Source organism: Dyadobacter chenhuakuii, from assembly GCF_023821985.2.
Taxonomy (GTDB): domain Bacteria; phylum Bacteroidota; class Bacteroidia; order Cytophagales; family Spirosomataceae; genus Dyadobacter; species Dyadobacter chenhuakuii.
This window is the reverse complement of record NZ_CP098805.1, coordinates 5,707,132-5,728,715: the sequence shown is the minus strand read 5'-3', so window position 1 is coordinate 5,728,715 and position 21,584 is coordinate 5,707,132. Positions and strand designations below refer to the sequence as shown.

Below are 21,584 nucleotides of genomic sequence, written 5' to 3'. Positions count from 1 at the left end.
GCGCCAAAACGATTATACATAGATTAATCTTCGTCACAAAGCATAATATACGGCGCATATTTCCTCCAATTTCTGTAAAATACCTAACTTGCAGGGATTCCCGCGCAGTTCATTTTTTATATCTGAATTGTAAAATTTATTCTTGAAAAAATATTCTTTATTACTATGAGCGAAACCACAAAACGCTTTGCGCCCGGTGTTGTAACCGGTGACGGAGTTAGCGAAATTTTCCGCCACGCCAACCAAAATAACTATGCCCTCCCGGCGGTTAACGTGGTAGGAACCAACTCAGTAAATGCAGTTCTGGAAACTGCCAAAGCGGTTAACAGCCCCGTTATCATTCAATTTTCAAATGGCGGTGCAATATTTTATGCTGGAAAAAGTCTTTCCAACACCAATCAGCAGGCTGCGATCGCAGGTGGAATTTCCGGTGCAATGCACGTGCACCAGATGGCAGCACTTTACGGCATTCCCGTAATTTTGCACACCGACCACTGCGCCAAGAAATTGCTTCCATGGATCGACGGTCTTCTGGATGCAGGCGAACGTCATTTTGACCAACACGGCATTCCATTGTACAGCTCACACATGCTGGACCTTTCGGAAGAACCGATTGAAGAGAACATTGAAATTTCAGCAAAATACTTCGAGCGCATGGCCAAAATCGGCATGACACTTGAAATTGAACTGGGTGTAACAGGTGGCGAAGAAGACGGCGTTGATAATAGCGACGTTGACAGCTCGAAATTGTATACGCAGCCTGAAGAAGTGGCTTATGCTTATGAAGAGCTTTCCAAAATCTCTCCAAATTTCACTATTGCAGCGGCATTTGGAAATGTTCATGGCGTTTACAAGCCAGGAAACGTGAAATTGGAGCCGAAAATCCTTCGCAACTCTCAGCAATTCATCCAGGAGAAATTCGGCACGGCTGAGTTGCCTGTTAACTTCGTATTCCACGGAGGATCAGGTTCTTCACGCGAAGAAATCCGCGAAGCCATCGAATATGGTGCGATCAAAATGAACATTGACACTGATATGCAATGGTCAACCTGGGAAGGTCTTCTGAAATATTACAAAGAAAACGAAGGCTTCCTGCAAACGCAATTGGGTAACCCAAATGGCCCCGATTCGCCAAACAAAAAATACTACGACCCCCGCGTATGGCTTCGCAAAGGCGAAGAAAGCATGATCCAACGTCTGAAAGTAGCGTTTGAAGATTTGAATTGCATTAATCAGCTGGGGTAATTTTAGCTGAGTTTTGTTGGTATTGAAAGCAACCTGTGAGGGTTGCTTTTTTTGTGTTGCGCGCGACCATTTCCCACACAATTCCGAATAACAAGTCATTCCGACCGGCAGATCAACCATTTTCACCGGCGAATAATTGCGCTTAATCCTTCTACAAGGCGCCACATTTATCTCACATAGATTGCGAAAGAGTTTAAGACTATCCTGTCAGGCTGACTCGTAAAACCTTTTGACATTAAACCTTTCGTATCTATGAAATTTACATTACCCAAAGCAGCTTGCTTTTTATCTTTCATCAATTCATTTATGATGTTGTTAGCAGCAACAATGCTATTTACAGGATGCGAACATGACAGTCGCGTTCAACAAGAAATTGGGCCTGAAAAGCAAGCAGAAATGAAAGAAGTGACATACAAGAATTTGAGTGCACAAATGCACGTTGCATATCCGGAAGCCCTTTTGGAGTTCAGTCCAGGTGATTTGGAGCACATCGCCCTGAATGAAAATCTGATTAGTGCTGCTAACTTACGAACCGTCAAGGGAAATACATTCGACGAAATTGTTGAAGGCGTGCGAAAAAATTATCCCGATTTCGATAACGCAACTCCGGAAGAATACAAACCTTATTTTCCAAAATTATCAACCGAACAAATCATTGAGAATCAAGACGTAGTCTTTCAATATGATGAGAAATTAATGGGCTATGAAGTTGCGATCTCTGTGGCTGCTTCTCGAAGTGGTGGAACTATGCCTAATCTTAGAATTGCATACCAATCAAATTCGTGTGAGGAATGGTACTATGCTGGGCATTTAAGGTTAGACAAGGATGGAATGAAGAAGGCTATGGATTTGGCATATGCTAAAGCTGGTTACGGCACAAACGATAGATCCGACGCGAATAGACATGCGGTCTGGAATGTGTACTTAGGTAAGTATGCGGCTTATAGGTATGGCTCCGTTAACGAGGCAATGGCAGTGGTGCTTGGACTTACAAATGCACACGAATGTGACACACCGCAAAATCAACAGTTAAGCAAAGACATGGATCTTTTTAATAATCTTGTCGGTCTACAATACTTCACTCAGATTGCTCAAAAGTACAAGAAAAATATTTTTGACTACAATGTGAAAGTTACGAAAACAGATGAAGAGATATTCGGTTATATAAATTCATTGAGTGCTCGTATTGTCGCGAGCTCTGCTGAAATTAACAATGGATCGCCACTAAATATTCTGGTAAAGCTATTATGAATACAATGAGAGCATTCATGGCTTATGCATCAACACTCTTCCTATTTTCTTTGATTTCGTCATGCAATGATAAGTTCTATAAAGAAAAATATGATGTAGAAATGTTGTTCACAAACAAAACTGATTCAACAATCGCTGAAATTAAGATTGACGGAGCAAACGGAGCGAAAGTTTGGACGTTTAAAAATGTTCAACAAGGAAAGACAGAAAAGATTATCTTCAATATAATGAGAGAATTAAAAGTTCCAGAAGGCGGCTTTATGTTGACGGCGTCTTTGAATGATACAGATTCAATATATTTGAACACAGGATATTTCACTAATTGGTCCTATCAAGGGCCAATTCCTGCTAAGTTTAATATTTATAAAAACAGAATAGATGAGGTGAAATGATTTTTTAGCCTGATAGGTTTGCTATCAGGCTAAACTTTTACAAACTCATAATGCGATTCCGATGCGCCAATCCCCAAGTTCGCAGCACTTCAATTACCGGCTTCAACGTATGCCCGTACTCGGTTAATGTATATTCCACAACCACCGGGATTGAATCATAAACTGTCCTTTTTACCAGGCAGTTAGCTTCCAGGTCACGTAATTCCTTTGATAACATTTTATCGGTAATCCCGGGGATCTCTTTGGCGATTTGGGAAAAGCGTTTGTTGCCGAAGAGCAGGGAAATGATGATCTGCAACTTCCATTTGCCACTTAACACTTCCAAGGCGTCGCGGACGGGCAAGCGCTATCAAAATGAACATTGACACTGATATGCAATGGTCAACCTGGGAAGGTCTTCTGAAATATTACAAAGAAAACGAAGGCTTCCTGCAAACGCAATTGGGTAACCCAAATCGCCCCGATTCGCCAAACAAAAAATACTACGACCCCCGCGTATGGCTTCGCAAAGGCGAAGAAAGCATGATCCAACGTCTGAAAGTGGCGTTTGAAGATTTGAATTGCATTAACCAGCTAGGGTAATTTTAGCTGAGTTTTGATGGAATTGAAAAGCAACCTGTGAGGGTTGCTTTTTTTGTGTTCACTAAAATCGTTATTGCGGCCTGTTCTATTTAAAACATTAAAGTTGAATAAGGCACTCACTGTTGCTCGCAAAGCTCCGTTCCTATTCCAGGACTTACCTTTTAATAAATAGTATTATTAAAAGGTTAAATAAATGTCGCTTTTATACAAAGTTCACATCGCATCTGCTAGATTGCAACCAAATTCCCAGAATCGTGTCCCAGGAATGGAACCTTCTGCATCCAGCTCAACGCAATCATATAAACAGGACAGAGAGCTTTTGCCATTCCGTCATGCTGAACGCATAATTTGAAATGGGTAAACCCTCCGTTAAACATGTATCATTAATAATTTCTTAATTTCAGTCGGACAGTATGTGCGGTATTGCAGGATTTATAGACTACAAACAAGGATCATCACAAGAAATTCTAATAAAAATAACCAAAGAACTACATCATCGAGGACCCGACGCATCCGGGCATCAAATATTCGATTCTGCTGGTGTACAAATAGGAATAGGCCACCAGCGGCTGGCTATCATTGATTTATCAGATTCCGGAATACAACCAATGCAATTTGGCGACCTTTGGATTGTATTTAATGGCGAAATTTATAATTATCAAAATATTAAAAAAGAGCTGCTCTTACTTGGGCATCATTTTACAGGCCATTCCGATACCGAGGTTATTTTACACGCATTCCAGCAATGGGGAATTTCATGTGTAGACAAGTTTATTGGAATGTTCGCTTTCGTAGTTTACGATGCAAAAGCTCGTACAATACACTGCGTTAGAGACAGGGCGGGAATTAAACCTTTCTTCTACTATTGGCACGACGGCCTGTTTTTGTTTGCTTCCGAATTAAAGGCCTTTCATAAGCACCCACAGTTTAAAAAGGAAATTAACTTTGATGCAGTTGCCGCATTCATGCAGCATGGCCATGTGCCAACACCTCATTGTATTTTTAACTACGCCTATAAGTTACGGCCGGGACATTATCTTAAACTGGACATTGATTCCAGAGCGCTCGATATTTTCAAATACTGGGAAGTTTATAGCGCTTATAATAAACCGAAACTGGATATTTCATTTGAAGAAGCAAAGACAGAAACAGAGAAAATCTTAAAATCCGCATTTGAATACAGGATGGTGTCTGACGTTCCTGTCGGTGTATTTCTTAGCGGCGGATATGATAGTGCTTGTCTCACGGCTATCTTACAGAAGGATCGCAATGAGAGACTCAAAACGTTTACCATAGGCGTTCCGGATATTGGCCTGAACGAGTCGGAATATGCAAAAAGTGTGGCCGATCACCTTGGTACAGAGCATCATGAATATAGCTGCACGCAAAAAGAAGCCCTAGAACTAATTTCAGAATTACCTTATTACTATGATGAGCCGTTTGGCGATCAAAGCGCCATTCCAACCATGTTTTTATGCAAAATGACGTCCGATCAGGTGACAGTGGCTTTAAGTGCGGATGGCGGAGATGAGGTTTTTGCCGGTTACACGCGGTATGAGTATATTATGAAATATGGCAATGCACTTAATCGAATTCCAGGTTTCGCCAGAAAGGGTGTTTCCGATATCATGAATTTGATTTCTGCAGACTACATCCCTTTAATGAAAAATAAGTACAATTTTCATGACAGGTACGAAAAATTCAAGTCCCTGCTGAAAGACCCATCTGCCAAAAATATGATGCTCAGCATTAGCCGGCAATTTGATGAGGAACAAATCAGTGCATTACTGAATAAAAATGTGAATGCGCTTGAAACCTATTACACCAGTGAGGGGCTTTCCAAAAATTTTTATTCTCCACTGGCTTATATGATGGCCGTAGACTATCAGACTTTTTTGTTGGATGATGTTTTACAAAAAGTAGATAGGGCGTCTATGGCATTTAGTCTTGAAAGCAGGGAACCGTTTATTGATCATCGTATCATTGAGTGGGCTGCTCAATTGCCCGATAACTATAAGTATAGTAATGGAGTAAAAAAATACATTTTAAAGGAAATCGTTTACAAACATATTCCGAAAGAACTAATGGACCGCCCTAAAATGGGATTCCAAATACCTACTGCAAATTGGCTGTCGACCGACTTAAAAAACCAAGTACTATATTATTTAAGTGACGATAATATAGCCAGTCAGGGAATTTTTCGTCTTCCTGCTGTACAAAAACTAAGAGAAGGATTTTTCTCCGGAAAAAAGGAGTATGCACACAAAATATGGTATTTGCTTATGTTTCAGATGTGGTATGAGAAGTGGATGGATTGACCATAATCCGCTCCCTATGTGCCATTCCCCACTTTCTTAACACCTCAATTACAGGCTTCAACGTATGCCCATACTCAGTTAATGTATATTCCACAACCACAGGGATTGAATCATAAACTGTCCTTTTTACCAGGCAGTTAGCTTCCAGATCACGTAATTCCTTTGATAACATTTTATCCGTGATCCCGGGGATCTCTTTGGCGATTTGGGAAAAGCGTTTGTTGCCGAAGAGCAGAGAAATGATGATCTGCAACTTCCATTTTCCACTTAACACTTCCAGGGCGTCGCGCACGGGCAGGATGCTTTTCGTGCATTCTTCGTGCGTATGAGCTGTCTTTTTCGTTGTAGTCTCTATTTCTGATGTTTCCATGACTGAACTAATTTAGCTATACTTTGGTATAGTACTTACAAATGTATAGCTTATTTATTTAAGTTTGCATATCAAATTTAAACAAAAGAAAATGAATAACCTGATAGAAGATCTGAATTGGAGATATGCTGCAAAAAGAATGAACGGCCAGACAATTCCGCAAGAAAAACTGGATACAATCCTGGAAGTCATTAAGTTATCACCATCCTCGGTGGGACTGCAACCTTATAACATTGTTGTGATCAGCGATCAGGATACGAAAGATAGGATTTTCAAGGAAGCTGCTCCTCAGCAGCAGATTCCGGAGGCCTCACACTTGCTGGTTTTTGCTGCGTGGGAGAAAATCACGGCACAGCAAATCACCGATTACATGAACCTGATCGCTACGACCCGAGGCATTTCAGTTGAGTCGCTTTCAAAATTTCAAGAAAGTGTCACCGGTGGCATACTGAGTCGCTCTGAGGAAGTTAATTTCAACTGGGCGGCACGTCAGGCCTACATTGCGCTTGGACATGCATTGGTTGCGGCAGCAACGGAACACGTGGACGCGACTCCTATGGAAGGTTTTAACAATGCTAAACTGGATGAGATTCTTGGTCTGACCGAAAAAGGATTGAAAAGTGTTGTCATTATGACGTTGGGTTACCGAGATAGCGAAAACGACGCTTTGTCCAACGCAAAAAAGGTAAGAAGATCGCATGAAGAGCTTTTTATATCGCTTTGATAGGCCTCTTCTCAGCACCAACCCTGCGTAAAAAGATTAACATTTGAACACTAACCCACTGAAATTATGAAAGTTGAAATATGGAGTGACGTAATGTGCCCTTTTTGTTATATCGGCAAAAGGAAATTTGAAAAAGCACTTGAACAATTCCCTCAAAAGGATAAGATCCAGGTTGAATGGAAAAGTTTTCAGCTCAATCCGGCTATGAAAACGGAGCCGGGAAAAAGCATCAACGATTATCTGGCGGAGGTGAAAGGCTGGACGCCGGATTATGCGGCGCAGATGAATGACCATGTGAGTTCGATTGCCGCTGAGGTGGGATTGGAGTACAATATGGACAAAGCTGTGGTTGCAAATTCCTTCGATGCGCATCGTTTTGTCCAGTATGCAAAAACAAAAGGCAAGGGCGACGACGCAGAAGAGCAGTTATTTAAAGCTTATTTTACGGATGGCAAGAACACCGCAGATCATGCAACATTGCTTGATTTGGGAACTCAAATTGGACTTGATACGGAAGAATTGAAATCTGTCCTGGACGGGTCAAAATTCAGTGATGAGGTTCGAAAAGATGTTTACGAAGCACAGCAAGTTGGCGCACGCGGCGTCCCTTTCTTTGTTTTGGACAGAAAATACGCTGTTTCTGGTGCGCAGCAGCCGGAAACATTCTTACGCGCTTTGGAAAAATCATTTTCCGAATGGGAGAAAACAAACCCGGAACCATTGGTTTCCCTGGCCGACGGCGCAAACTGCACGGTCGATGGTCAATGTGATTAAGGTGTAACGGCAGCGTGGTACGGTTATAGAGGAGGCTCAGCAAGGGCACAAATCAGAAATTTGATCTAATTTGTGCTTATTGCAAAAACTGACGATTTACCTCTATGCGTGTTGCGTTGCTCCTGATCATATTATGTATTGGCTTACAGTCGCAGTTAATCGCAGGCGGGATAAAAGGCCGCATCTCTAATGCAAAAGGAGAAGCACTTTCCTATGCCGGCATTGCCGTAAAAGGCACGAGCAACGGAACCATGGCCAATGAAGAAGGTGAATACGAATTCACCTTATTACCAGGAAGTTACGAGATCATATTTCAGTTTTTGGGATTCAAAAGTGTCTCAAAAAATGTAACAGTCGGCAACGACTTTACAGAACTAAATGTAGTTCTCGAAGAACAGGCGCTTAACCTACGTGAAGCGACTATCGGAAAGGGCAAGGAAGATCCTGCATATAGCATTATGCGGCGGGCTATCGCCAAGGCGCGTTTTCATCAGCTACAACTACGCGGCTATACGGCAAAAGTTTATTCCAGAAGCACCGCACTGCCCACAAAAATTCCATATCTGGTAGAAAAAAGATTAAAAAAAGAGGGCGTTCAGGAAGGAAAAGCAATTCTTAATGAGAGTGTTGCTGAAATAAAATACCGCCGGCCGGCTAGTTATACGCAAAAGATTATTTCGACACGAAACAGTCTGGATAACAGCATTCCCTCTCCCAACGAATATATTTTAGCAAGCCTTTACAGTCCGGAAATAGCCGGAACCATCTCCCCGCTCTCTCCTAGGGCATTTGCCTATTATCGATTTGAATATGAAGGTTATTTTGAAGATCAGGGCCAATTGGTCAACAAAATAAAAGTGATTCCACGTGCTTATGGGGAAGGTGTTTTTAAGGGAAGCCTGTTCATTTTGGAAGATCGCTGGGCCATTCACAGCTATGATTTGCAAACCACTACAAGCGGACTGAACATTTCTGCCAAACAGATTTTCAGCCCGGTTCAGAATGTGTGGATTCCTGTGAATCAGCAGTTTCGCATTAATGGAAGTTATTTGGGCTTTGCAGGAGAATTCAAATATCTGGTTTCCCTGACTTACCAGAAACTGGATATCGATCCGGGCCTGAAAGAAGACATTGTCATTGCAGATCACAAAAAGGAAGATGTGAAGGAGGCAAACCGGAAGGAAAATCTTGAAAAATTGATCCGTGAACAGAAGCAATTCTCGACCAAGGATTTCCGAAAACTCACCAAGGAATACGAGAAAGAGCAGAAAAAAGAACGCAAAATGGAGGGCGGCAGCGATCGGCTGGTGCGCCAGGATTCGATTATTATCGACTCTATGGCTAACAAACGCGACACCACTTATTGGCAAGCACTCCGCCCTATCCCACTGACAAAATCGGAAGTGACCAGTTATGTGCTGCAAGACAGCATTAAGGTGGTAAAAGATGCGATTCGCGAAAAAAGAAAGCCCGACTCGCTGGCATTCAGGCCGCTGCACTTGATTACAGGTAATACTTATGCGCTGGGCAACAGGCGAACGTTCTATTTCAAAAGCCCGATCCTGTCCATCAGTTACAACACAGTCGAAGGAAATGCTATCAACTTTCTTACTGAATGGGAAAAGAAATGGGGCAAGTCATACCGCTTCAGTGTTAGCCCGCTCGTGCGCTATTCTTTCGGACGCAAAAGGGTTTATGGAAACCTGACAACCAACATTGGCAATGACAAATGGAATCTGATGCTATCCGGTGGAGAAATGGCCAGTCAGATCAACAATAACAACCCCATTCCTGCCCTTCCCAACAGCATTGCGGCCAGGTTTTTTGACAGGAATTTTATGAAGCTGTATCAAAAACAATATGGCCGGGCCGAGTTTTCACTACGCAACATTGCTGATGTTTTTAGTCTGAATGCAGGATTAGAATTTGAGCACAGAAAAGAGCTTTTCAACCAGGAAAGTGCACGTCCTATTTTCTTCTGGAGCCAATATTATTACACTCCCAACCGCCCCGAAAACAGGGAATTGCAAAACACCGGCTTCGCTATACACAATGCAACCATTCTGGACCTAACCGCAACCGTGCGTCCGTGGCGGCGTTACCTGATCAGGAATGGTGAAAAACGATATTTAAGAAGCAAAGGACCATCATTTAGTCTTAATTACAAAACTGGTCTTGGATTTGTGGGTGATGTGGATTACTCCATGTTACAGGGAAACATTCGCCAGAATTTGAGCCTGGGACCGCGGAGTAATCTTGAATATTATGTAAATGGCGGCGGTTTTTTGAGTACAAAACAAATGTATTTCCCCGATTACCGTCACTTCATGGGAAATGAGTTCTTTTTCCAATATGCCTATCCGCCCGACCAGTTCCGGATGCTGCAATATTATCGTTACAGCACGTCATCCTGGTTTTTTCAGGCGAATGCCACCTGGACTTCGCAGCGATTTGCACTTACTCGCATCGAAGCACTTCGTGTCACAGGCATCTCGGAAACGCTGCAATTGCATTATCTGAGAGTGCCAACAATCCGCAATTACACCGAGGCGGTTTATGGAATTGATGACATCCTTCGCATTATTCGCCTGGAAGCCGTCGCCCAGTTCCACGGCAGCCATTTCAAGGGAATGGGTTGGCGCGTGGGGACTTCCATTAAGTTTGGACGATAAAGGCATTCAATTATGTGCATAAAAAAAGGGCTTTCTCAGTTGAGAAAGCCCCTTTTTACCACTTCAATTTTATCACTTTACGACTTTATCAGCTTTGAACCGCGGCAATTCTTTCGATATAGACGGATAGGAGTTATTATCCGGATTAATGTCCGCCATTCGCTGACTTGGATCTATGACGATCCTTTCAATGTCAGCAAGATTTCTGTCGATCGTAAATGAATATTCCGGATAAGTCCAACCCCAATCATTCAGTAATGTGGTTTTGGAATACATTGCTTCGGATTTTTCTCCGCGCATGAGTTCCAGGGGAATGTTGAAGTTCTCCTGACTTCCGTCTTTATAACTTACCACAACATCCAATGGCATAGGCATCTGGCCTATTTTTTCCAAAACAACAGTTGTTTTAGCTGCATTGGATACAACCTCTTTAATGCCATAATCGATGGTTTTGGTTGTTCCTACAAAATCTTCCCAGTACCAATCCAGTTCAAGACCCGATTCCTTTTCCATGATCCGTTTCAGATCATTGGGGTTAGGATGCTTGAATTTCCACTCGTTATAATAGCGTTTCATGCCGCTTTCCAACTTCTGGCTGCCGATAATGTAGCCAAGCTGATTAAGGAAAACTGCGCCCTTGGCATAACTGGCCGTGCTATATGCGCGATTTGTGTTGAAATGATCGGCATGTGTGGTCAATGGTTCTTCCAGACCTGACTTCACGAGATTGCGATAACCCGCGGTGCTTCCCCGCTGGGCATCCAGTCTTGAAGGAAACAATTCAGCCATGACAATATTCTGCGCATAGCTGGTAAAACCTTCGTCCATCCACGCATATTTGGATTCGTTTGTGCCTAATATCTGCTGAAACCAGCTGTGAATGGATTCATGAACCGTTACACTTACCAATCCGCCCAGATTCTGACGCCCGGTAATCAATGTTGCCATGGCATACTCCATTCCGCCATCACCACCCTGAATTACCGAATACTGCTTGTAAGGATAGCGTCCGAATTTCTCATTCATAATCTTGAAACAACGCACAGCAAGCGGTTCCATTTCTTTCCAGACATTGGCTAATGTATCTGTTTGATAAAAGAAATGCATATCCAGATTATCATCCACTTTGATGACATCATGCTTGTAATCACGATCGGCTGCCCACATGAAATCATGGACTTCGGGTGCGATGAAATGCCAGGTTAATTTGTCGCCGGGCTTGTGTTTCACCTCTTTCTGCGTGTAGCCGTGGCCAATTTTATCCGGATTTTGCAGGTAACCACTCGCCGCCACGACATAAGAAGCATCAATGGTCAGTTTCACATCAAAATCACCCCAGACGCCATAAAATTCCCTGGCTATATAAGGATTCGCATGCCAGCCTTCGTAGTCATACTCACTCATTTTGGGATACCATTGCGCCATCGAATAATCGATGCCTTCCGCGTTGTCGCGGCCAGTGCGGCGGATCTGAATCGGGACTTGTGCTTCGAAGTCCATCTCAAATGTATGCTGCGTTTTAGGGAGGATCTTTTCTTTCAATGTCACTTCCAGGATCGTCCCAACCACTTCATATTTTACAGCCTTACCATTATGCTTCAACGAAAGCACTTTTTCGTAGCCAATTTCAGAAGGGGTTAATTTGGAGATACGGTCTTTTACACGTGGGTCCGGGTCGCTGATGGTGCGGGAGCGAACGTCCATCTGGCTGCCTGGCTGGAATGCATTCAGGTACAAGTGGTAAAAGACCTTGTGCAGCGTGTCCGGGGAATTATTGCTGTAAATCAGCTTTTGCTTTCCTTTATATTGATGCTTCGCGGCGTCAAAATCAACTTCCATCTGATACTTCACGCGCTGCTGCCAACGATCACTTTGTGCTGAAACCTGCAAGCTGATCGCAGTCATCGCCAACACGATAAAATTAAACTTCATTCGTACTCTTTTTGGTTTGTTATAATGCAAAATAAGTGTTTTGTTCGGTTTTATCAGGATTGAAAACGTGGGAGGCATTAGAATATTCGGAAGCAGCAAAGAAAAAATCGTAAAAATGGGCATCATTCTCCCCATAAAAACAATAACAATTCTTCTATTTTCGCCAAAATTCCGATGCGGATGAATGTTTTATGGCGTCGGCAGCTTTTGGCACATAATTGGTAAAACTGTTTTCATATTTCATTATGAACTAAAACCATTTGTCAATTATGTTAAGATGGACCGTAATTTTTCTGATAGTTGCCATTATCGCCGGTGTATTGGGCTTTGGTGGAATTGCTGCCGGAGCAGCTGGAATCGCTAAAATTCTTTTCTTCGTATTCCTTGTACTATTTGTGTTGAGCTTAATCAGCCGTGGAGTCGGGCGATCCTGACGAGAACGGAACAATATTAAAAAAGCGGACAATTGTCCGCTTTTTTCGTTTGTATGCTATTCCCATTCAATGGTTGCCGGCGGCTTCGACGAAATGTCGTAAACCACGCGGTTAACACCTTTTACTCTATTGATAATGTCATTGGAAACCTCAGCAAGGAAATCATATGGCAAATGCGCCCAGTCGGCTGTCATTCCATCAATCGAGGTCACAGCACGAAGAGCAACCACACTTTCGTAAGTCCGCTCATCCCCCATCACACCCACACTTTGAACCGGCAAAAGCATAGCGCCTGCCTGCCAGACGTCTTTATATAAATTCCATTTGCGGAGCCCGCCGATAAAAATAGCGTCCACTTCCTGCAAGATCGCCACTTTCTCCGGAGTGATTTCTCCTAAGATACGAATGGCAAGTCCTGGACCCGGGAACGGATGACGTCCTAATATTTTTTCATCAATGCCCAATGTCCGGCCCACAGCCCTTACTTCATCTTTAAACAAAGTATTCAGCGGCTCAACGATTTTCAATTTCATGAAATCCGGCAAACCACCCACATTATGGTGCGATTTGATCGTTGCAGACGGCCCGTTGATAGAAACCGACTCAATCACGTCCGGATAGATCGTTCCCTGACCCAGCCATTTCACTTCCTCAATCAAATGCGCTTCCTGATCAAAAATATCAATGAAGGATTTGCCAATTGCTTTCCGCTTTGCTTCGGGCTCCGACAGTCCGTTTAGGGATTGGTAAAAGTGTGATTTTGAATCAACACCTTTGATATTCAAACCCATATCCTGGTAAGAATGAAGCACTTCCGCGAATTCATCCTTACGCAAAAGACCGTTATCAACGAAAATGCAATAAAGATTTGCGCCAATAGCCTGGTGAACCAGCGTAGCAGCAACCGTAGAATCTACACCTCCCGAAAGCGCCATTACTACCTTATCATTGCCCAGCTTCTTACGAAGGTTTGCAATGGTTTGTTCTACGAAAGACTCCGCTGTCCAATCCTGCTTGCAACCACAAATTTTGGCTACGAAATTGTACATCAGCTTCCTACCTTCGGTCGTATGCGTAACCTCGGGGTGAAACTGAATGCCGTATGTAAGTTCATTTTCAATTTTGAATGCAGCCACTTTCACGGATTCCGTCGAAGCGATCACGTGGAAGTCGTTCGGGGCGCGAACAATGGTATCGCCGTGAGACATCCAAACCTGAGAAGACTCCGATAATCCGGCCAGCAATGAGGAATCCGTATCGTCAATAACCAGACGGGCGCGGCCATATTCTCGGTGCTGCGAAGGTTTCACATCGCCACCCAGCTCCTGCGCCAGCAATTGCGCTCCGTAACAAACGCCCAGAACAGGCACAATTTTACGGAACTGATCCAAATCTATTCGCGGTGCGTCGGTATCCCGAACGGAACATGGGCTTCCGGAAAGAATTACGCCTTTAATGTTGGGAGTGAGATCGGGGAAATTATTGTAAGGATGGATTTCACAATAAACATTAAGCTCACGAACACGACGTGCTATTAACTGAGTGTATTGCGAACCAAAATCTAAAATCAGAATTTGTTCAGTCATATAAATGCTATCTAAAACGCAAATGTAGGGAGATTGACCCAAATCAAAAAACCGGATTTAATCATTCTGCTAGCGGACAATTGCATTATAGGCGGGCAAATTTTAATTTTTTCAATGTAAATTTGTACAAACGCTGCGTTCTGTTTACCTTTACGTAAATTTTCAATATATAATTAATATGAATCAAGGAACAGTAAAATTCTTTAATGACTCAAAAGGTTACGGGTTTATTAAAGACACAGAAACAGGACAGGACTATTTTGTACACATCTCCGGTCTTGTGGACGAAGTTCGCGAAAATGACGACGTTACTTTTGATCTTCAGGAAGGGCGTAAAGGGCTTAACGCGATCAATGTTAAGCTTGCCTGATAGGGACTTAATATAAAAATGTAAAAACCGCTTCTCGAAGCGGTTTTTTTTTGTGCCCTGGTCGTTCACAACGGCAATTTACCACTTAAACTTTTTTTCTCGCCACATGCAACTTTCTTTATTCCCTTTGTATCTATCAAGCAAACAACAGGCACACATTATCCGCTTATGTAACATTAAAACCACTTATGTAATCTAAGGTTCTATGTTATACAAAGTACTTACTTTTACACTGTACCGGAAAGGAAAATAACGCACCCGAAGCCGGACACTGAACATAATCTATTAGCCATGAAATTCTTATTAAACCTAACTGTAGCGCTGCTGCTGGCTGGAACTTTTGTGCAGGCACAAACCACTTCCGCCACTCCCGGCAAGGGAAAAGTATCCGGGGCAATCCTAGATGAAAAATCCCAGCCTTTTCCGTTTGTCAATGTATTATTGTTAAAGGCAAGCGATTCCACCCTGGTGAAAGGGCTTGCGGCTGACGACGGCGGTAAATTTTTATTCGACCAAGTTCCAGCCGGCAAATTCCTGACGCTGGTTTCGATGGTCGGTTACCAAAAAAGTTACAGCGCACCTTTCAATGTCAATGACGACGCTGTTGCACTTCCCACCATTTCCCTAAAAACCGACACGCAGGCATTGAATGAAGTGACGGTCGTTGCTAAAAAACCATTCATCGAACAGCAGATTGACCGTACAGTTGTAAATGTGGAGAACAGCATCGTTTCTGCGGGTGCCACGGCGCTGGAAGTTCTGGAACGTGCACCTGGCGTAACGGTTGACCAGCAAAATGAGCAATTGAAATTGCGCGGAAAAGAAGGTGTAATCGTTCAAATTGATGGAAAACAGACCTTTTTATCCCAACAAGAACTCATCACGCTCCTGCGCAACACGCCCAGTGATAACATCGAAAAAATCGAGCTGATCACCAACCCTTCTGCCAAATACGACGCTGCCGGAAATTCCGGGATCATCAACATTAAGATGAAGCGCAACAAAAATTACGGCACGAACGGAAACATTAACTTAGGCGCCGCCTACGCCAAATACGGAAGATCCAACGCCACGGCAACAGTTAATCACCGCGCCGGAAAATTAAGCACATTCATCAGCGGAGGCGCTTTTTTCAACAAAGGATTCAATAACAACGACATTTACAGAAGAATCCCATTCGAGGATAAGGTGACGATTTTTGATCAAAAAACAGAGCGCACCAACAAATCACAATACTATAATGTAAGGGCAGGTGCTGATTACTTTGTTACGGATAAAACAACGGTTGGAGTGCTGGTTTCAGGATTTTATAACAATTGGAGCAACCCTTTCGGACAAACCAACACCAGAATCCTGAATGAAGATTTAAGCCTGCAACGCACGTTCAGAACGGATGTTTTCAACGGCGGCAAAATGAACAATGTGAGCGCCAACGCCAATTTGAAGCATCAATTTGACGATAAAGGCAAGGAACTGACATTCGATGTGGACTTTGTCAATTACAGCGGCAGCAAGAAAAGCAACCTGGATACGCGCTATTTCACTCCGCAAGGCCAGGAAGAAACCGGCAGCCGTGAAGCAGTCAGAAACAACATGCCTTCCGACATTAACATTGGCGTTGCTAAACTCGATTACGCGCAGCCATTGGGCAAAGGAAAATTTGAAACAGGTTTGAAAACCAGCTTCGTAGCTTCCGATAATGATATGATTTTTGAAACAAAAGCAGACGAATGGGTGCTGGACCCATCGCGCTCCAACCGCTTCAAATACACCGAAAACGTGAACGCGGCCTATGTGAACTACAATGCCAAAATCACGAAAAAACTAAGCTATCAATTAGGCCTTCGTGCAGAGCACACGCATTCTATTGGTAACTCGGTGACACTGAACCAGAAGCGTGACCGGAATTATGTCAATCTTTTCCCAAGCGTTTTCCTGTCGCAGCAACTGGACACGAACAATGTGCTGAACATTTCTTACAGCCGCCGGATCGATCGTCCTAATTATCAGTCGCTTAACCCGTTTGAATTTTATCTGGATCCTTACACATTCCAGCGTGGTAACCCGAATCTGAAACCGCAATACACGAATTCATTCCAGTTGGTCCACGTTTACAAAAGCAAAATCAACACCACGCTTGCTTACAGCCGCATCAAAGACATGATTGCCGATGAGCTTCCTCAACAGATTGCTTCTGAAAATAAAACATTTGTAACATCGGATAACCTTGATAATCAGGACAATGTAAGCTTGACCGTTTCATTCCCGGTCACATTTACAAAATGGTGGAGCTTACAAGCGAATTTCACAGGGGTTTACAACGCATATAACTCTATTTACCTCGATCAAAAGCTGGAAATCAAGCAGGCATCGTGGAATATGTACGCCAGCAACCAATTTACTTTGGGCAAAGGATGGTCCGCTGAGATCTCCGGATGGTATAACAGCAGAGCGTTCTACGGATTATATGCTGCGAACCCGATGGGCATGCTGAACGCAGGTTTGCAAAAGAACATTTTGAATAAAAAAGGAACGATCCGTCTGAATGTAAACGACATTTTCTGGACAAACCGGTTCAATGGAACTGCGATTTACAAAGACATCGATTTCAAAGTGAAGTCTGAGTGGCCGAGCCGCCAGTTCAGGCTGACGTTTACTTACAATTTTGGTAATCAAAATGTAAAGGGCGCCCGCCAGCGTAATACGGGTTCTGACGATCTTCAGAAACGTGCCGGTGGAGGCAGTTAAGTTGGAATTCCGGTCTGGGCGGACCCGCCGATCGAGGCATCCGCTCTGTGACCCGTGTTCATAAATTAGTTAGGTTTGTTATGCAGAAAAACCATCCCGCGCTATGCGAGATGGTTTTCTTATTTTTTAACCAAACTGATTTCAAAAACGAAAGCCTAAGCTTCCAATGCAGCTACACCAGGAAGCACTTTGCCTTCCATATATTCAAGCAATGCACCGCCGCCCGTAGAAACGTAGCTCACGCGATCGCCATAACCTGCATTGTTGATCGCAGAAGCAGAATCACCACCGCCAATCAAAGAGAACGCATCATTTTCTTCCGTTACCGCCACCACTGACTCAGCGATTGCGTTGGTTCCCTGCGCGAAGTTTGCGAATTCAAAAACACCCATTGGACCATTCCAAAGAACTGTTTTTGAGTTTTTAATGATTTCGGAGAATATCTTGATGGTTTCAGGACCAATGTCAAGGCCTTCCCACTCGTCCGGAATTTCGCCGGCTGCAACCACTTCGCGCTGCGCGTCATTGCTGAACTTATCTGCAATCACAGTGTCAACTGGCAACACGAGGTTAACGCCTTTTTCTTTGGCTTTCTTCACCAATTCAAGCGTAAGATCTTGCTTATCAGCCTCTAAAAGCGACTTACCGATTTTTCCACCTTGTGCTTTGGAGAATGTATAAGACATTCCGCCACCGATGATAAGGTTATCCACCTTGTCGATCAGTCGCTCGATAATCAATATTTTATCTGAGATTTTGGCACCGCCCATGATCGCTGTGAATGGTCTTTCAGAATGCTCCAAAAGACGCTCCGCGTTATCAAGTTCAGCCTGCATCACATAACCGCAAACTTTATCCGCAAAGAATCTGCCGATCACAGCCGTAGAAGCGTGTGCGCGGTGAGCCGTTCCAAACGCATCCATTACCCACACATCACCCAGTTTCGAAAGCTTTTCTGCAAAACCTTCGTCCCCTTTTTCTTCTTCTTTATAAAAACGAAGATTTTCCAATAACAAAACCTCACCTGCATTTAATGAAGCCGCCAGATCCGTCGCACTTTGACCGATGCAATCATCAGCAAACTTTACCGTTTTACCCAGGATCAAAGACAATGGGTTAACCAGGTGTTTCAGGGAATATTTTTCAGTAGGCCCGTCTTTCGGGCGTCCCAGGTGTGACATCAGAATGACAGATCCTCCATCATTCAAAATTTTACTGATAGTAGGAATAGTTGCTTTGATCCGGGTGTCGTCCGTGATCTCGAATTTGTCATTAAGCGGAACATTAAAGTCCACGCGGACTAGGGCCTTTTTGCCGGAAAAATCGTACGAATCTAATGTTGTCATGGGCATGTAAAATTGTTTTCCATAGGCAGCAAATGTAATCCAATTTCTTTATTATATACTATGATATCAAGAAAATGCGGCATTTGTAATAGGTATAATGCAATTTATACTATCAATTTTTCTAAAATATCGTCAATTAACAAAATTTTAATCCTTTTCACAGAAGTTATGCAGAACCGTAAAATCTAAGCCGCATTTCTTTCTTCAAAAAGCTTTATTTTGGTAACTTTAATTTTAAATCGAATCCTTACAATCCGTTTTTATCGAAGTGCTTCCGAATCCATTTGTGCAGAATATCGAGTTTCCGACGGATCTTCCACCTAAATATTACCACGATTATTTCAACTATGTGCTGGAATTTGTCCGGAAGCGCTACGCCCATGTTTTGAACGAAACGGAGACGCGGTTTCTGGATGATTACGACTCGCTTTCGGAAGATGCGCAATGTCTTTTTATTCGTTTCAGCAATCGCAGCAAGTCTTTTTTCCGGGTCAACAGCCTCTCTTACGCTGAGATCAGTGACCTTCCGGCTGTGCTGAATGAGCTTTTGGAAAAAGATTTTATCGAGTCGATTTGCGACGCGCATGAGGGTCGGTTTGCGGAGATCATGGAGCTTTTCACTAAGCCGGAACATTTGCTGTTCACCAAGATCCTCGCCCCGGACATTATGCCTGCTAAAACCATCAAAAAGCCCGATCTGGTGCGCTGGCTGATGCATGAATATGATTTCAAAACGCTTTGCGAGATCATTACGGAGCATGAGCCGGTGGTGAAAGTTTCCTATGAAGCCGAAGTTATGGTGATGAAATTCCTATTTTTCGGGAACCGGAATGCGGATATGACCGAGTTTGTGATCCGCGATCTGGGTCATGTGCGCTTCAATTCCTTTGATGAACAGCATTTGGCCATTCAGTTTGAGACCCGGAAAGATGTAGACGACACATTAATGGTCTCGTTGATGAAAGAGACTTTCGACGTGCTGAAAGCCGATCTGCCGCCGGAAGAAATTTTTGACTGGTTCATGAACTGGCATGTCGGCAACGGAACGGGATTAAGTCCGAAAGCGATTCCATCCTTCAATATGTTCATTCTCAGGGTCAGCGCCTGGCTGGAACGGAAGAAAATGTTGTCGCAGGCATTGAGCATTTATCAGTTGACCAATGATGCGCCTGCGCGGGAACGGCGAGTCCGGCTGCTTTACAACCTGGGCGAAATCGACGAAGCGCTGGCCTTATGCGAAGAAATTGCCGAAAATCCGCAAAACGCAGACGAGCGCTATTTCAGTCTGGATTTTCATGAAAGAATCAAGAACAAAAAAACCCGGATCGTCAAGCGCACAACCCAGGCGCTGAAATCGGCCGAGGCCATCGAAGTGCCGATTATGTATCGTTACCAGGTCGAACTGGGCGCTATACATTATTACAGGGAGCGCGGTTACCAGGCATTTTTCAGTGAAAATGAGCCCTGGCGGACTTTATTCGGACTGCTGTTTTGGGATGCCATTTACGACACCAATGTGCAGACCATTCACAACCCCCTGCAACGCGTCCCAACCGATTTTTTCCTGCCCGATTTTTATTACAAAAGAGCAGCGCAGCTGAAAGAGCGCCTCGAAGCGGCACATTCCAAAGAGATCATTGAGGAGCTCGTCACGCGCACTTACATGGAAAAATACGGCATTACCAACGTGCTGGTGCCTTGGTACGAGGGTGCTTTGGAAAAAGTGCTCGTATTGATTTCGCTGCTAAGCCCTGAGCAGATCCATCTGGTAATGATGGAAATTGCATTAAACCTGCGGGAAAACACGCGTGGCTTTCCCGACTTACTGGTTTGGAATGAAACCGAATATGCTTTTATTGAAATAAAATCCCCTACGGATCACCTGTCATCCAGGCAGTTACACTGGCAGCATTTCTTCAAGGAACATAATGTGCAAAGCCGTATTGTGCGCGTAAAATGGTTGAAAGACGAAGTGTCAATCGATCTCGAAAGTGGCGACAACGGGCAAATGATCTGACGCATATTTCTCGTCAATCACTTTTGTATCAAATCCTTTCAACTTGCTTCCCTGCTTGGACATGATGAAATCAATTGTTTTATTCGGGGTTTCTACCGGAATGGTGGGTTTGCAGTCGGAGCAGGTTCTGGTGAAATATTTGTCAAAATAAGCGATGACCGGGCTTTCGGGAACTGCATTGAAATCGCCGGCAAGGATCATAGGCAATGTTGTTTTGCCTAACTTTTCCATGATCGTCTCTGCTTGTAAAAGACGGTTTGGCTCTTTTAAACCAAGATGCGTGCTTGCAAACATCATTTTTTGCTTGTTAGGCAATGTTACCGTGATCGCGGCGACCGTCCGGTTTTCTTCCGGCTTGTCGGCATGGATCGGCAATGCATATCTTACAGAATCTTCTATTTTGTATTTGCTCAAAACGGCAACGCCATAATCACCACCCTGATGGTCAATGGCTTTGGAAAAATAGAAATGCATGCCGGTTAACGCGGCAAGTTGCTGCGCCTGGTTTTTCCCTTTTCCGGAGCGCTCGGTGTTCACGTCCACTTCCTGCAAGGCCACAAAATCGGGTTTTTCAGCATTAATGACCTTTGCAATGGCTTCCACATCGATTTTATCCCCGGCCGACGGCGGGTTACAATGGTGAATGTTGTAGGTCATCACTTTGAATTTGTATTTTTTGACCGGCGGATCCGTCGCAGGCTTGGCGAAAGCAGAGAATGCAAGCAGGATAAGCAGACTAAAAAGGCTATTTTTCATAAAGAATTTAAGGTTTAGGAAATTGCTGAACCAAAAGTAGTGGATAGATTTAAAACCGTTTGCTATC

At 43.6% G+C, this 21,584-nt stretch carries 17 protein-coding genes and 1 pseudogene; 12 read left to right on the top strand and 6 right to left on the bottom strand.

The genetic code is table 11. The features are described 5' to 3' along the window. Positions 1-165 precede the first annotated feature (165 nt). The 3 genes from fbaA to NFI80_RS24025 all read left to right on the top strand — a co-directional run bounded on the left by fbaA (position 166) and on the right by NFI80_RS24025 (position 2,888). Complete coding sequence (gene fbaA / locus NFI80_RS24035) at positions 166-1,245, top strand: class II fructose-bisphosphate aldolase (protein ID WP_235164080.1); 1,080 nt, start codon at positions 166-168, stop codon at positions 1,243-1,245. Between the two features lie 252 nt (positions 1,246-1,497). Beyond that, positions 1,498-2,496, top strand: coding sequence for a DUF6973 domain-containing protein (locus tag NFI80_RS24030; RefSeq protein ID WP_235159384.1), 999 nt, complete (start codon positions 1,498-1,500; stop codon positions 2,494-2,496). Positions 2,497-2,513: 17 nt separating this feature from the next. Next, the gene (locus NFI80_RS24025) at positions 2,514-2,888 is read left to right on the top strand and encodes a hypothetical protein (protein ID WP_235164079.1); all 375 of its coding nucleotides are present in this window, start codon (positions 2,514-2,516) and stop codon (positions 2,886-2,888) included. Positions 2,889-2,925: 37 nt separating this feature from the next. On the opposite strand, the gene NFI80_RS24020 is transcribed toward NFI80_RS24025, so the two are convergent. Beyond that, complete coding sequence (locus tag NFI80_RS24020; RefSeq protein WP_235159382.1) at positions 2,926-3,231, bottom strand: winged helix-turn-helix transcriptional regulator; 306 nt, start codon at positions 3,229-3,231, stop codon at positions 2,926-2,928. On the opposite strand from NFI80_RS24020, the pseudogene NFI80_RS24015 reads away from it, so the two are divergent. Further along, positions 3,225-3,470: pseudogene (locus NFI80_RS24015) on the top strand (class II fructose-bisphosphate aldolase); the annotation flags it as partial. The gene NFI80_RS24020 and the pseudogene NFI80_RS24015 sit on opposite strands and share 7 nt — an antisense overlap. Positions 3,471-3,883: 413 nt before the next feature. Then, on the top strand, positions 3,884-5,788 hold the full coding sequence (gene asnB / locus NFI80_RS24010; RefSeq protein WP_235159381.1) for an asparagine synthase (glutamine-hydrolyzing): 1,905 nt from the start codon (positions 3,884-3,886) through the stop codon (positions 5,786-5,788). On the opposite strand, the gene NFI80_RS24005 is transcribed toward asnB, so the two are convergent. Beyond that, positions 5,751-6,158 (bottom strand): winged helix-turn-helix transcriptional regulator, encoded by a 408-nt coding sequence (locus NFI80_RS24005; RefSeq protein WP_235159380.1) that lies wholly within the window; start codon positions 6,156-6,158, stop codon positions 5,751-5,753. The two genes, asnB and NFI80_RS24005, sit on opposite strands and share 38 nt — an antisense overlap. Before the next feature lie 91 nt (positions 6,159-6,249). Here NFI80_RS24005 and NFI80_RS24000 point away from each other — a divergent pair, with 91 nt between their 5' ends. From NFI80_RS24000 to NFI80_RS23990, 3 genes are all read left to right on the top strand, one after another. Next, the gene (locus NFI80_RS24000; protein WP_235159379.1) at positions 6,250-6,882 is read left to right on the top strand and encodes an NAD(P)H-dependent oxidoreductase; all 633 of its coding nucleotides are present in this window, start codon (positions 6,250-6,252) and stop codon (positions 6,880-6,882) included. Between the two features lie 66 nt (positions 6,883-6,948). Continuing rightward, positions 6,949-7,656, top strand: a complete 708-nt coding sequence (locus tag NFI80_RS23995) for a DsbA family oxidoreductase (protein WP_235164078.1) — start codon at positions 6,949-6,951, stop codon at positions 7,654-7,656. Positions 7,657-7,760: 104 nt separating this feature from the next. Then, the gene (locus tag NFI80_RS23990) at positions 7,761-10,328 is read left to right on the top strand and encodes a DUF5686 and carboxypeptidase regulatory-like domain-containing protein (protein WP_235164077.1); all 2,568 of its coding nucleotides are present in this window, start codon (positions 7,761-7,763) and stop codon (positions 10,326-10,328) included. A gap of 72 nt (positions 10,329-10,400) precedes the next feature. On the opposite strand, the gene NFI80_RS23985 is transcribed toward NFI80_RS23990, so the two are convergent. Then, positions 10,401-12,260 carry a M1 family metallopeptidase gene (locus tag NFI80_RS23985; RefSeq protein ID WP_235164076.1) on the bottom strand — a complete coding sequence of 620 codons (1,860 nt, stop codon included), beginning with the start codon at positions 12,258-12,260 and terminating at the stop codon, positions 10,401-10,403. Positions 12,261-12,529: 269 nt separating this feature from the next. Between NFI80_RS23985 and NFI80_RS23980 the strand changes: the two genes are divergently transcribed. Further along, entirely contained in the window at positions 12,530-12,694 is a 165-nt protein-coding gene (locus NFI80_RS23980; protein ID WP_026628251.1) for a DUF1328 family protein, read from the top strand. A gap of 56 nt (positions 12,695-12,750) precedes the next feature. Here NFI80_RS23980 and guaA read toward each other — a convergent pair whose 3' ends face one another. Further along, on the bottom strand, positions 12,751-14,280 hold the full coding sequence (guaA, locus tag NFI80_RS23975; protein ID WP_235164075.1) for a glutamine-hydrolyzing GMP synthase: 1,530 nt from the start codon (positions 14,278-14,280) through the stop codon (positions 12,751-12,753). Positions 14,281-14,458: 178 nt separating this feature from the next. On the opposite strand from guaA, the gene NFI80_RS23970 reads away from it, so the two are divergent. After that, positions 14,459-14,650 carry a cold-shock protein gene (locus NFI80_RS23970; protein WP_026628253.1) on the top strand — a complete coding sequence of 64 codons (192 nt, stop codon included), beginning with the start codon at positions 14,459-14,461 and terminating at the stop codon, positions 14,648-14,650. Between the two features lie 291 nt (positions 14,651-14,941). Next, complete coding sequence (locus NFI80_RS23965) at positions 14,942-17,398, top strand: TonB-dependent receptor (RefSeq protein WP_235164074.1); 2,457 nt, start codon at positions 14,942-14,944, stop codon at positions 17,396-17,398. 155 nt (positions 17,399-17,553) lie between these two features. Here the strand turns inward: NFI80_RS23965 and NFI80_RS23960 are convergent, their stop codons facing one another. Then, on the bottom strand, positions 17,554-18,744 hold the full coding sequence (locus NFI80_RS23960) for a phosphoglycerate kinase (RefSeq protein WP_235164073.1): 1,191 nt from the start codon (positions 18,742-18,744) through the stop codon (positions 17,554-17,556). A 268-nt stretch (positions 18,745-19,012) separates the two neighbouring features. Here NFI80_RS23960 and NFI80_RS23955 point away from each other — a divergent pair, with 268 nt between their 5' ends. After that, positions 19,013-20,761, top strand: a complete 1,749-nt coding sequence (locus tag NFI80_RS23955) for a VRR-NUC domain-containing protein (protein WP_235164072.1) — start codon at positions 19,013-19,015, stop codon at positions 20,759-20,761. Here NFI80_RS23955 and NFI80_RS23950 read toward each other — a convergent pair. After that, the gene (locus NFI80_RS23950) at positions 20,720-21,517 is read right to left on the bottom strand and encodes an endonuclease/exonuclease/phosphatase family protein (protein WP_235164071.1); all 798 of its coding nucleotides are present in this window, start codon (positions 21,515-21,517) and stop codon (positions 20,720-20,722) included. The genes NFI80_RS23955 and NFI80_RS23950 overlap by 42 nt on opposite strands. Between the last annotated feature and the right edge of the window lie 67 nt (positions 21,518-21,584).